General features: G+C 64.7%; 10 protein-coding genes. 3 read left to right on the top strand and 7 right to left on the bottom strand.

Annotated features, from left to right (window positions below):
• Positions 1-37: 37 nt before the first annotated feature.
• Both IVA82_RS41765 and IVA82_RS41760 read right to left on the bottom strand, forming a co-directional pair.
• Entirely contained in the window at positions 38-1,624 is a 1,587-nt protein-coding gene (locus IVA82_RS41765) for a DHA2 family efflux MFS transporter permease subunit (protein WP_247382573.1), read from the bottom strand.
• 213 nt (positions 1,625-1,837) lie between these two features.
• Positions 1,838-3,145 carry an HlyD family secretion protein gene (locus IVA82_RS41760; protein WP_247382574.1) on the bottom strand — a complete coding sequence of 436 codons (1,308 nt, stop codon included), beginning with the start codon at positions 3,143-3,145 and terminating at the stop codon, positions 1,838-1,840.
• Between the two features lie 198 nt (positions 3,146-3,343).
• Between IVA82_RS41760 and IVA82_RS41755 the strand changes: the two genes are divergently transcribed.
• Complete coding sequence (locus IVA82_RS41755; RefSeq protein WP_247382575.1) at positions 3,344-3,979, top strand: TetR/AcrR family transcriptional regulator; 636 nt, start codon at positions 3,344-3,346, stop codon at positions 3,977-3,979.
• A gap of 12 nt (positions 3,980-3,991) precedes the next feature.
• On the opposite strand, the gene IVA82_RS41750 is transcribed toward IVA82_RS41755, so the two are convergent.
• The 5 genes from IVA82_RS41750 to IVA82_RS41730 all read right to left on the bottom strand — a co-directional run bounded on the left by IVA82_RS41750 (position 3,992) and on the right by IVA82_RS41730 (position 9,384).
• The gene (locus IVA82_RS41750) at positions 3,992-4,720 is read right to left on the bottom strand and encodes a Crp/Fnr family transcriptional regulator (protein WP_247382576.1); all 729 of its coding nucleotides are present in this window, start codon (positions 4,718-4,720) and stop codon (positions 3,992-3,994) included.
• A 102-nt stretch (positions 4,721-4,822) separates the two neighbouring features.
• Positions 4,823-5,833: an ABC transporter substrate-binding protein gene (locus IVA82_RS41745; protein ID WP_247382577.1), complete on the bottom strand. Its 1,011-nt coding sequence runs from the start codon at positions 5,831-5,833 to the stop codon at positions 4,823-4,825.
• 28 nt (positions 5,834-5,861) lie between these two features.
• On the bottom strand, positions 5,862-6,668 hold the full coding sequence (locus IVA82_RS41740; RefSeq protein ID WP_247382578.1) for an ABC transporter permease subunit: 807 nt from the start codon (positions 6,666-6,668) through the stop codon (positions 5,862-5,864).
• A 29-nt stretch (positions 6,669-6,697) separates the two neighbouring features.
• Entirely contained in the window at positions 6,698-7,996 is a 1,299-nt protein-coding gene (locus tag IVA82_RS41735; RefSeq protein WP_247382579.1) for a M20 family metallopeptidase, read from the bottom strand.
• Positions 7,997-8,199: 203 nt separating this feature from the next.
• Complete coding sequence (locus IVA82_RS41730) at positions 8,200-9,384, bottom strand: extensin family protein (protein WP_247382580.1); 1,185 nt, start codon at positions 9,382-9,384, stop codon at positions 8,200-8,202.
• 503 nt (positions 9,385-9,887) lie between these two features.
• Between IVA82_RS41730 and IVA82_RS41725 the strand changes: the two genes are divergently transcribed.
• Positions 9,888-10,673 (top strand): DUF2147 domain-containing protein, encoded by a 786-nt coding sequence (locus IVA82_RS41725; protein WP_247382581.1) that lies wholly within the window; start codon positions 9,888-9,890, stop codon positions 10,671-10,673.
• A 324-nt stretch (positions 10,674-10,997) separates the two neighbouring features.
• A complete protein-coding gene (locus IVA82_RS41720; protein ID WP_247382583.1) occupies positions 10,998-12,425 on the top strand; it encodes a FecR domain-containing protein in 1,428 nt (475 codons plus the stop codon).
• Positions 12,426-12,814: the final 389 nt, after the last annotated feature.

Raw genomic sequence — 12,814 nt, 5'->3', positions numbered from 1 at the left:
GCGGTCAAGCCGGACGATGACACCGAATCTGTGGCGCTTAATGCGCGTCGCCGCTGGCGCCGAACGGCGAAGCCGGCTTTTTCAGCAGCATGACGGTGAGACTGAGGGCGAGATAGAACAGTGTCAGCATGAAGAAGGCATCACCAAAGCTCATCACCACGGCCTGGCGGTGTACGATCTGGCTGAGCTGCTTCATCGCCATCAGCGTGGCGTCGCCGAGCCCCTGAAACTTCTGCATGAACATGTTCAGGGTTTCAGTCGCGGTCGCATTGCCCCAGGTCACGCGCTCCTGGAGACGTGTGATGTGGAGGTCGGTGCGGTCGTTGAGCACGGTGTTGATCACGGCCAGCCCGACCGCGCCGCCGAGATTGCGCATCAGGTTGAACAGGCCCGAAGCGTTCTTGACCCGGTCCGGCGCCAGCGTGCCGAGCGCAATGTTGTTGGTCGGCACCATCGCGAACATCATGCCGATGCCGCGCAGGATCTGCGGCATGAGCAGCTCATAGAAGTCGTAGTCGCGCGTGATCCAGGTCATCTGGTAGGAGCCGAGTGCGAACACGATCAGCCCGAACGCAATCATGTAGCGCATGTCGTACTTCGCCATCAGCCGGCCGACCAGCGGCGCGACCAGGAACATGGTGATGCCGGAGACGAACATGGTCTCGCCGATCATCAGCGCGCTGTAACCGCGCACTTCGGCGAGATAGCGCGGATAGATGTAGGTCAGTCCGTAGAGGCCGATGCCGATGCAGAACTGGAGCAGGCAGCCGATCGCGAAATTGCGGTCGGAGAAAGTGCGCAGGTTGACGATCGGCTCGGCCGCCGTGAAGACGCGCCAGAAGAAGGCGATCGCCGCGATGGCGCAGATCCAGGCGCAGATCGCGACCGAAGGATCCTGCATCCATTCATATTGCGGGCCTTCCTCCAGCACGTATTCCAGCGTCCCGAGGAAGCCGGCCATGAAGATCAGGCCCCACCAGTCGAAACGGTCGAGCAATTCGAAATGCGGCTCGTCGAAATCGACCAGCGCCAGCACGCCAATCGTGATGCCGATGCCGGGCACGACGTTGATGAAGAACAGCCAGTTCCACGTCATCAGATCGGTGATGTAGCCGCCCACCGTCGGCCCGATGGTCGGGGCCAAGGTCGCGACGAGGCCGATGATGGGACCGACGATGTGGAATTTCGAGCGCGGGAACACGGTATAGGCGGAGGCGAACACCGTCGGGATCATGCCGGCGCCGAGAAAACCCTGGAGCGCGCGCCACAGGATCATCTCCTCGATCGTGGTGGCAAAGCCGCAGAGCAAACTGGAAATGGTGAAGCCGGCCGCCGAGATCGCGAACAGCAACCGCGTGCCGAAAGCGCGCGACAGGAAGCCCGACAGCGGGATCGCGATGACTTCGGCAATCAGATAGGCGGTCTGGACCCAGGAGACTTCGCTGGAGCTGGCCGACAGGCCGGCCTGGATTTCGCTCAAGGACGCCGAGACGATCTGGATGTCCAGGATCGACATGAACATCCCGAACACCATGATGATGAAGGCGATCAGCCGCTTCGGCGCGATGCGCTCCGAAGCCGGGGCCGCCATCATGGCAGGTGAAGCAGTCGTGGCGTTCGCCATGGCGTCAGCTCTCACTCAAGCCGCAGGTTCGTCTTACCTCTCCCGCTTGCGGGAGAGGTCGACGCGCTCGAAGAGCGCGGCGGGTGAGGGCTCTATCCTCTAGGGGAGTTTCCTTAGCGGAGACACCCTCTCCCCTGCCCTCTCCCGCAAGCGGGAGAGGGAGCGCAGCGTCGCTCGGGGCTATGGCGCAGCTGCGCATCATCGCAGCCAATTCTACTGTGGGTGAATCGTGGTGGGATCGTCGAGATCGATCTCGCTGTCGGCGTCGGCCGCACCCTTGTTGGTGTCGACGGTCGCATAGACCGACATGCCGGCGCGGAGCAGGTTCTGCTTGGCGACAGCCTTCGGCACGCGGATGCGGACCGGCACGCGCTGCACGATCTTGGTGAAGTTGCCGGTGGCGTTGTCCGGCGGCAGCAGCGTGAACACTGAGCCCGCGCCCGCTGCGATGCTGTCGACGACGCCGGCGAACTTGCGCATGCCGTAGGCATCGACCTTGATCGTCACCGGCTGGCCGGGGCGGATGCGCTTGAGCTGGGTTTCCTTGAAGTTGGCGTCGATATAGACGCTGTCGAGCGGCACGACGTTGCCGAGACGCTGGCCGACCGCGACGAAGTCGCCGGCGCTGACGAGGCGGTTCGAGAACGTTCCGTCGACCGGCGCGCGCACCGCGGTGAAACTGAGATCACGCTCGGCCTTGGCGAGGGTGGTCTTGAGCTCGGCGAGCTGCGCCTGCGCTTCGGCCTGCTGCGCCTTGGCGACGTCGACATTGCTGACGGCGACGTCATAGGCGGCCTGCGCGGCCTTGACCGCCGCGGCGCCCTGGTCACGCCCGGCTTCCGAGGTTTCAAAGGTGGCACGCGAGGCAAAGCCCTTGCTGTTCAGCGCCTGCTGCCGCTCGTAGTCAAGATCGGCGCGCTTGAGACCCGCTTCCGCGGAGACGAGCTGCGCCTTGGCTTGCGCGACCTGGCTGTCGAGAGCAGCAACCTGGCGTCCGATGCGATCGATGGTGGCCTGCTGGGTCGCGATCCGGGTCGCGGCGGCATCGACCGCGATCTTGTAGTCGCCGTCGTCGATGCGCAGGACGATATCGCCGGCGCGCACCAGCGTGTTGTCGCCGGCGAGGATCGAGGAGATGTGACCGGCGACGCGCGCGCCGAGCATGGTGTTGTTGGCGCGAACATAGGCGTCATCGGTGGTGACGTAGAAGCGGCCGACCAGCGTGTAGTAGCCGGCATAGCTCGCGGCCGCGAGCGCCAGCATGAGGCCGACGCCTATCAGGACGAATTTGCGTTTACCGGATTTCGGCGCGGCCGCAGCGGTTGCATTCGGAGCCGGCTCGTCGGTCACCGGCTTCTCCAGGGCCTCGCTGGTGCGGCGCTTGGTCTCTTCGGTCACGTGGGAGCGCAACTGCCCGGCGATCGCTGCGGATGTCTCGGTCGCAGCTTCAGCGTTCGCGGGGGTCGTCTCTACCGCTTCCTCGCGAAGGACGCGCGCAGCCTGGTCTCTCGATGCGGCCATAAAGGCCTCCCCAACAAAAAAGCGCGACCCCGGGCGGGCCGTCGTGCGGCCCGTTCCTGTCGCCTATCCCCAAATACCATTGACCGAACGGTTCGGTCAATATACATATTCTGTCCGGCAGAACCTTACCGGCCCGAATCCTCTATTTGGGTTTCAGGATCCAAACCCTGCGGCAAAACCTTTCGAGACCCTAAACCAATGGTTGCAGCCGAGCACGAACATCTGCACGTCGTCTCCGAAGAGGACAGCTCGAAGCGCCGCCAGATCCTGGACGGTGCCCGCAAGGTGTTCATGGATCTCGGCTTTGACGGCGCCAGCATGGGCGAGATCGCCCGCGCGGCCGCGGTCTCCAAGGGCACACTCTACGTCTACTTCGCGGACAAATCCGCGCTGTTCGAAGCCATCCTCGAGCAGGAGGCGCTCCAGCACGGTCAGGTCGCGTTCAATTTCGATCCCGCGCGCGATGTCGAGACCACGCTGAGGGATTTCGGCCAGGCCTACATCCACCTGCTCTGCCGGCCCGGCGGCGGATCGGCGATCCGCACCGTGATGGCGATCGCCGAGCGCATGCCCGACGTCGGCCGGCGCTATTATCTGCGCGTGCTCGACAAGACCATCAACCGGCTCTCCGAATATCTCAAAGCCCATATCGCCTCCGGCGATCTGAAGATCGACGATTGCAACCTTGCGGCCTCGCAGTTTATGGAGCTGTGCAAGGCCTCACTGTTCTTGCCCTTCGTCTTCCAGGCCGCACCGGCGCCGTCGGAGGAACGCATGGCCGAAGTCATCGACAGCGCGACGCGGATGTTTCTGGCGGCTTATCGGGCGGGGTGAGCTCGTTGCTGCCTACTCCGCGGTTTGCCTCCTCAACGCAGCGAGATCGTTGACGATCATCTTGGTGGGACCGGTCGAGATGATACCGTCGTCCTGGAGCCGGTTGAGAATCAGGCTGATCGACTGACGGGTTGCGCCGATCATGCGCGCGAGATTGGCTTGCGTGATGCGGCCGAGCGAGATCGGGCCGTGCTTGTCCTGGGCGGCGTTCTCGCAAAGCTTGACCAGGAGCAGCACCAGCCGCTCGGCCGCCTTCTGACCCGCGAGCGTTTGCGCCAGCATCGAATAGGTCTTGCCCTTGAAGCCGAGGCATTCGATCAGTGCGATCGCGAACGAAGGCGACTGTGAGATCAGCCGGCGGACAGCTTCCTGATCGAGATGCAGCGCCTCGACCCGGCCGAGCGCACGGGCCGACCAGCTATGGCGATGATCGCCGAGAACGTAAGGTGCGCCGACGAAGTCACCGGCTTCCCAGGTCGACAGCATCAGTTCGCGCCCATGCGTGCCGGCATGGGTGCTCTCGACGATTCCGCTCAGGATGATGTGAATGCCGTCCGCCGGCGCGCCTTCGCGGAGAAGGTATTCGCGGTTCTGATAAGTCGCGAGGCGACCCGTCCGCATCACCAGGTCCAGATCGGGCTTGTCCAGCGCCTTCAGCACAAAACGTCCGGTCCCGGCCTTTCGCGCCTCGGCGCAGGGCTCAGTTGGATCGGCCAGCTCATGCGCATGACTGCGCCCCAATGTCGTCTCCCTTCGAGTGACAGCTCGAAGGCTAGGAGGTCTCCGGTCGGAATGCAACGCGCGAGGCAAGCACACGCGAGGCAAGCCCGCCGGCACCGGACGTCAGCGGCCGACCACCTTTTCGAGATAGGCGGGCTGGATGAAGGCCTCGAAATCGGCGCGCGGCAACAGCTTCGGCAGGCGCTCCTGCTTCACCAGGAAATCGGCGGTCGACAGCAGCGTGTCCGCGAACTTGCCCTTCTTGGCGAATGTGCCGAGATAATCGTCGGTGAGCTGCCTGCTGCACGCGACCATGCCGGTGCCGTTCATCATCCGCGTTGCATCCGCAAGCGGCAGCGACAGCTCTTCAGCAATGATCTCAGCGGCCTTCTCCGGATTCTTCAGCCAGAAATCGATTCCCTCGCATTCGGCCTTGACGAACTTCTCGACGTAGGACGGATACTTCTCCGCAAACGCATTCATCACCACTCCGATGTCCCAGGTCGGGTAACCGCGCTTGGTCATCTCGCCCGAGGTGATGAGGATCTTTCCACCGTTCTTCACGGCTTTATCGAGGTTCGGCTCCCAGAACCAGGCGGCGTCGATGTCGCCACGAAGCCAAGCCGCCGCGATGTCCGATGGTGCGAGGTCCAGGATCTTCAGCGAGGTGGGATCCACGCCCTCGTCTTTCAGCGCCTGGAGCAGCAGGTAATGCGTGGTCGAGCCGAACGGAGCCGCGACCGTCTTGCCCTTGAGGTCCTTGAGGGAGGTGATGTTCTTGTCGGAGCGGACCACCATTGCCTCGACGTAGTCTAGCAAATTGATCACCAGAATGCCCTTCATCGGCAGGGCACGTGTCGCGCCGATCGCGGACGGTGGATTGCCGAGACCGCCGAAGTCGACGTCGTTGCCTGCGATCGCACGCAGCATGTCACCGCCGCCGCCGACCTTGACGTATTTGATATCGACGCCAGGCATCTCCTTCGCGAGCAGGCCAAGATGCTTTGTGACGAGCTGCGCGTTCACCAGGTTCAAATAGCCGACGGTCACTTTCGTCGGTTTGTCCTCGGCACGCGCAGTGGCCGTCAGCGCCAGCGTGGCAAGTGCGAGCGTGGCAACGAGTCTCTTCATCATATCGATCTCCCCTCGATCAGGATTGGATTCAGGCCCACGGCATCAACAGTTTGGCGATTCCGCGCATAATCAGGTCGAGCACGATCCCGGTAAGGCCGAGTACGATGAGGCCCATGATCACGACGTCGGACAGCAGGAACTTCGCGGCGTCCCAGATCATCCAGCCGATTCCGGCGGATGCGGCGACGATCTCGGCGGCGACAAGAACGGTGTAGGTGAAGCCGAGCGAGATGCGCATGCCGGCGAGGATCAGCGGTCCCGCCGCCGGCAGATAGATGTGAAACAGCAGATGGCGCCGGGTCGCCCCGAGCGACTGCGCAGCGCGCACATAGACGGGATCGACGCTGGTAACGGCCTGGATCGTCGAGATGACGATGCCCGGCAGGCCGGCAAGGAACAGCAGCGACAACTTCGAGCTCTCGCCGATGCCGAGCCACATCACGAGCAGCGTATATAGACCGAGCGGCGGCAGCGGCCGGTAGAACTCGATCAGCGGATTGAGCAACGCGCGCGCGTTGCGCGACACGCCCATGAGGACGCCGAGCGGAATGCCGACGAGGCAGGCCAGCGTGAAAGCCGTGAGGATGCGATAGAGGCTTGCGCCGAGATGCTGGAGCAGTGTCGCGCCCTGATAGCCCTTGGTCATGGTCTTGATGAACGCGCCCCACACGGCCTGTGGCTTGGGCAGGAAAAGCTCGTTGGCCCAGCCCATGCCCGTGACCACCGCCCAGGTTGCCAGGAGAAGCGCGACGGTGAGCGACGACAGCAGGAAAGAGCGCGAAATCCTCGGAAGCCTCAGCTTCAGATGGCCTCGCTGCGTGCGATCGGCGGGCATCGGAACATCCATCGGACTTGCCTCGACGCTCAACTGCGCACTCCCAGGATCTGCATGATGGTCAACGCATAGATCCTTGTCGCCATCACTGACTTTGTGATCGAGATGTTCTCGTTGTCGACGGCCCAGCCGTCCTCGCCGGGGCCGAAGGTCACCGCGTTGATGCCGGCCTCGCGAAAGCGAATCGTATCGTTGAAGGCATTCTTGCGGTTGACGCCGGGCTCGCGGCCCATCAGGCGCTTGTAGACGGCGCGCAGGGAACGGCAGGGCTCCTCCTCGACCGGCACCGGTTCGGTCGCGTTGACGAACAGCGAGCCGGGCACCTGGCGAATCCCGACTTTGACGTCATTGACGCCGGCGAATGTCTCGCGCCCGAGGCGTTCGATGTCGGAGATCACGCTTCCGAGCGTCATGCCGGGCACGATGCCGACCACCGCGAGCGTGATGGTGCAGGCGTCGGGAGAGAACTGCATCTCGCCCGGCAAGCCGCCGCGGATGCGCACCACCGAGCAGCAGGGCGGCGTGTGTCCCATGAACTTGCTCGGCAGGTGCGTAAACGCCAACTCTTTCAACTTCGGCAACAACTTCGCTGCTTCCATGATGGCATTGACGCTGATGTCCGGGCGCCAGATATGCGACTTGATGCCCTCGACCGTGACTTCGATCAGGCAGTGGCCCGAATTGGCCACCGAGAGATTCATTCCCCAGTCCTTCGAGGCGTCGCCCCACGCGGTCGGCTCGGCGGTGATCTCGTAGTCGGCGGTGAGGCCGACCTTGTTCAGCATGTAGATGGAGCCCTCGGTGCCGTTGCGCTCCTCGTCGACCGTGTAGCAGCACATCAGGGTGCCATCGATCTTCACGCCTTCTTCGACCAGCGCCTGCACCGCGAGCAGCGAGGCCGCGAGATTGCCGCGTGTGTCGGATGTGCCGCGGGCGTAGAGCAGGTCACCGTGGCGGGTGGCCTTGAACGGATCGAAATCCGTCATGTGCCACTTTTCGGGCTCGACGACGGGATAGGTGTCGAGATGATCGTTGAGGATCAGCGAGGGCGCGCCCTCTCGTCCCTTCAACACACCGAGCACGTTCGGCCGGTGCGGTTGCGCGCTGTGCTTGGTGACCTCCATGCCCAGGGCTTCGAGCTTGCCGGCGACCAGCATGGAGATCGCCTCCTCCTCCGCGGGCGGCAGGTCGGGATCGAGCGGATTGCCGGAGCGCGGCTGGCCGGTGCGGATCAACTCGGACGCCAGTTCAAGCCAGCGCTCCTCCGTAATGCGCGATAGCACGCGATCTTCGAGTTCGGAGCAGGGCGGGATCACAGACAGCTGCATTGACGGGGTCCATTGGCTTCCAGCGCCGCTGGCGCCGCTTCGTTGCAGCAGCTGTCTTGCAGCGACTGTGCCAACCGCCGACGGACCTGGTCGCGGGGCGATTAATGATTACAGGTCAATGGCTTGGATCGGAAATCGCGGCCGCGCAAATTTTTGCGCCCGAAATACCTTGTGCCGAAGATGCAGCGTGTCGCGCGCGACGCCTAATCGTCCGCGAACTCGTCTTCCTCATTGATCTTCTCGCGCTTGCTGCTCTTGCGGCCGAGTGATCCCGTGACATAGGGATCGCGTGTATTCGCGTAAGGATTGCGCTGCTGCGCCCGCCCGGCGACCTCATCGCCGGAGACGGCGGCCGGCTGGCAGATCAGGCGGCGGCTGGCGCGGCGCATCAGATCCACGTGGATGTGGTCGTAGTGATAGACGTTGGAGCCCGGCGCCAGCACGGTGGTGAAATGCGCGCACGCCCCGGACTGCACGTCGCGCAAAAAGCCCTGCTCTTCCGGCATGCCGCGCCAGCCGTCCTTCACGGTGACGCGGCGGCCGTCGGCGAGCACGAAGGCTGCGATATCGAGCGCGTTTCCGAAGGCGTGCTCTGAGATGTGGGCATGCGAATTGCCGTTCATGCCGCGGCAGGAATAGGCGGAGATCTGCTTGATCTCGACGACGCGGGTGCCGAACCAGCGCATCGCCGACGGCTGCACGGTGTCGGCGAACCAGCGGTCGAGCTCGGATACGATCGGACACGCCAGCGTCGCGACCGGTTTCACCGCGACCGGGCCGACGGCGGTGATCGCATTGCCCTGCGCAGGACCGAGACGTGGCGGCGGTTGTTGCGCGGGGGCTTGCGAATAAGGCGCCGGCCCCGGCGGTCTTGCCGGATAGCTCGGCGCATTCATGTAGCGCGCCGCACCCGCGGCATCGGTGCCTTCGGGTGGCAGGTCGATCTCGTCCTCCTGCGGCGCCACGCCGGGAGCGTTGAGCGAGACCGGGCCGGATGATGCGCCATAGCCGGACGGCTGGCGCACGGCGCTCTCGGGATAGTTTTGACGTTGCGGGTAGCCGGATCGCGGCTGCGTCACCGGCCAGCGCGGCTGGTTGCCGATGCTTCCGGGCGGACGCAAATCCTCGTCGGCGAAGCCGTAGCTCGAGGTGCCTTCGCCGATGGCGGCGACCTTCAGCGGGAATTCGGCGCCGCACATGCCGGGGCCGGAGATCGGCTCGATGCGGACGATGTCCGCGCTCTCCTTCACCGCGCCCGACTTCAGGCATGCGGCTTCCGCCTCGGCCCGCCACGGTTCACGTTCGGCCTGGAAGAAGCCGCGTCCGCAACCCGCAAGCGAAACAAGGACGATGGAGCCGACGAGATACAAACGAACTCCGCGCGTCATGGGCGCACGTTCGGTGAATTTACTTAAAGACTCTTCAACGTGTTGATTTCAGCCTTCCTTAACCATGCCGGGGGTCGCCGCTGAACGGCAGCGGGGCTGACTTTTTTGGGAGGAGACTTTCTGTTAACCATGGTCGTCGCCCGCAAAGCAGCGCGATAGCGGGGAGCGATCCCAGGGAGCAACGTCATGACGTTCGTCGGAAGACTGAGCGTTATCGCCGCGTATCTCGCCATGGCCTTCGTCGGCGCCATCGTGCTCGGCATGATCTGAACGATGCATGCGACGACCTTGCTCCACTTCGCCGAGGCCGTGATCGGCTGCGCGCACCATTGATCAACGCAGGTCCAGTGCTTGCCTGAGCGGAGCGAAGAGAGCAGCCGCGGCAAGGCGGACCCGTTGTGATGTTCATCACATAACACCAGCCCCACCCAGCGTAAGGTCGAACCACGCTCAGTCGTTCACCGACCTCAGGTCATCGGGACCACGCAATTTTGGAGATTGTCATGAACAAGCTCTACATCGCCACCACCGCACTCTTCCTCGCTTCGACCGCCGTCGCACATGCCGGCAACGCGATCTCGTTCCAGATCGAAGGCCAGCACATTCGCATTGAGACGCCGCGCAACTGCGCCTCGCTCGACTGCGTCACCATCGTCGCGCCGGGCCTGTCGAACAAGCCGATCAAGCTGAACAGCATCAATCTCAGCGGCCTTGGCGGCTCCAAGGACGATGACGTAGACAGCACGCCGGCTCTGGCGACGACCGCGCAACCTGCGCCGGCTCCGGTGCAGCAGCAGCCCGTGCAGCAGGCGCCAGTCCAGGCGACCGTGCCGGCCGCGCCTGCGGTTGCTCCCGTTGCCCCGGCGGCGACGGTTGCCGCCGCGCCGTCCGTTGATACGACGACGCAGCCCGCGCCCGTTGCCGCGCCCGCGCCGGTCGCGACTGCACCAGCTCCTGCTTATGTGCCCGCTCCTGCTCCCGTTGCGGCCGCGCCTAGCCCGGCCGCGACCACGCCGCTCGGCGTGTGGGCAACCGAAGAGAACAAGGGCAATGTCCGCGTCGAACAGTGCGGCGCCAATCTCTGCGGCTACGCCGAGAAGACCAACGCGCGCATCCTGATCAACATGAAGCCCGAGGGCTCGAAGTGGAGCGGCCGCATCCACGATCCCGACTCCGGCCGCAATTACGACTCCACCATCGCGATGAAGGGCCCGAATGTGATGCGCGTGCAGGGCTGCGCCTTCGGCGGCATGTTCTGCGGCGGCCAGACCTGGACGCGCGTGAGCTGACACAAGGGGCGTCACATAGCGACGCATACGATGGTTCGTCATGCCCGGGGCTTGTCCCGGGCATCCACGTTCTCCGCACCGCGCATCAAGACGTGGATGGCTGGGACATAGGCGAGCGGAAGCGACGCCGTCCTTCGGACGGCTATGCCCGGCCATGATGATGTCAAGATGCCAGTGTTCCAGATCGTCTTGTCGTCGCTCAGACGCGCCGTTTGAACGTTCATCACCCCCAAGCAACAGATGTTCATCCGCCGTTCAGCCGGCCCCGGTTGAAACTGCGCACTCTCGCCTCGCGTTTCTCACCGGGACATCCTCGTGGCTTTTATCGTGGCCTGGCGCCGCTTCGTGTTCGCGCTTTCGCTGCTGGCGCTGCCGCTGGCCGGCGCCAGCGTGGCATCTGCATCGGATGCAATCGAGCTTGCGCAGGCACAGCCGCAAGCCCAGCCGGTACCTGCCCCCTCCCCGGCGCCGGCGGCCTCGCCGGCACCGGCGGCGGAGGCGCAGCCCGCCACCGTCGAGCCGATCGGCAACGTCGCGGCCGTGACGGGCATCGCGACCGTGATCCGCGACAGGAATTCCTATCCGCTGCGAGTCCGCGACGACATCTATCTCAACGACATCGTGCAAACCTCGTCGAACTCCTCGCTCGGCATCACCTTCAACGACGCGACCACGTTCAACCTCTCCGCCGGCGCCAAGATCACCATCGACAATTATGTCTATGAGGACGGCGGCAAGCAGAATTCGGCGATCGTCGACATCGGCAAGGGCACGGTCGCCTTCGTCGCCGCAGCCGTGGCGAAGACCGGCGACATGAAGATCACCACGCCGACGGCGACCCTCGGCATCCGCGGCACTACCGGCGTCGTCAACGTGCCCGTGGGCGCGGCCGCCAGCAGCGCCGCCAACGTCAACATCAAGCTCTATCCGGACGCCGACGGCCGGGTCGGGCACATCGACGTCGACGACCGCAGCAGCGGCACGCGTCTCGGCGCGCTGACGCAAGGCGCGAGCGGCTTTGCGATTCGCGCGAGCGCGGGCGGCGCCGGCGGCATGCGCTTTGCCGCGGTGCCAATCACGATTCCGCCGCAGCAGATCGCGCGTGACCGCGGCTTCGTCAGCCAGGTGCATCTTGCCCAGACCACGGGTCGCCAGATCGTCACCGAACAGCGCGACTTCCGCCGCGCCAATCCTACCGCAAGCAGCCGCATTCCGCGGCCGGCCCAGCCACCGCAACAGCAACAATTGCGGCCGACGACTGTGCCCGGACAACAGCCGCAGCGGCCGAACGGCCAGCCGGGACAGAACAACCGTCCAGGTCAGCAGCCGAGCGCGCCGGGTCGCCAAGGTGCCCAGCCGCAGCAACGCCAGGGCGGCGCGGTGCAGCCGGGCGCGCCGCGTGCAGGTCAAGGTCAGCAGCAGCGAGGCCAACAGGACCAACGGCAAGGCGCGGGACGCCCGGCAGGTGCACCGCGCACCGGCGCGCAGCGCAACGGTACGCCGCAAGTCCAGCCGCAACGTGGTGGACAGACTCCGACGCAGCCCGCAGGCGCTGTGCCGCCACAGCCTGGCAGGACCAATCCGCAGCCGCAACTGCCGCGCACCGGCATGCAACCCGGCCAGCCGCCTGCAGCTCAACAGCCAGGCATGCAGCGCCCGGGCGGATTGCAGCAGCGCCTGCCCGCCACGCAACGGCCTGCGACACCACGAAGGCCGACGACCGCTCCGAAGGAGAAGAAGGAGCGGCGGTGACTTCGTCCTTCTCCACGTGTGGAGAAGGTGCAGCGTCAACGCGGTGGCTGCACTCGCAAAGATAGGAGGAAAGAAGTTCGCTCAGCCCCTCCTCCGTCATTGCGAGCGTAGCGGTCGCGGTAGGGACGCTCATTGCTGAGCGCCCCCCGCACAGATCCGTACGTGCGGCTTTCCCGCATACGGCTCCCACCTCGGGTGAGTGACGGCGAAGCGTGCTCGCGGCCAAGGATGACGGATGTTGGGCCTGGGGAGGCAGTCACAGGCGAGGCGACTGATCGTCTCCCACCTCATGCCATCGGTCTGGCTGCGGCGCCGGAGCGTGCGTCTCCAGAGTTCGATGACGAAGAAGCGGAAGGCGCTGAGCGCCCGACTGTTGGTCGGCACCGCAT

The organism is Bradyrhizobium sp. 142 (assembly GCF_023074015.1).
Classification (GTDB): domain Bacteria; phylum Pseudomonadota; class Alphaproteobacteria; order Rhizobiales; family Xanthobacteraceae; genus Bradyrhizobium.
The sequence above is the reverse complement of the archived record's forward strand: the minus strand, read 5'-3'. Positions and strand labels throughout refer to the sequence as shown.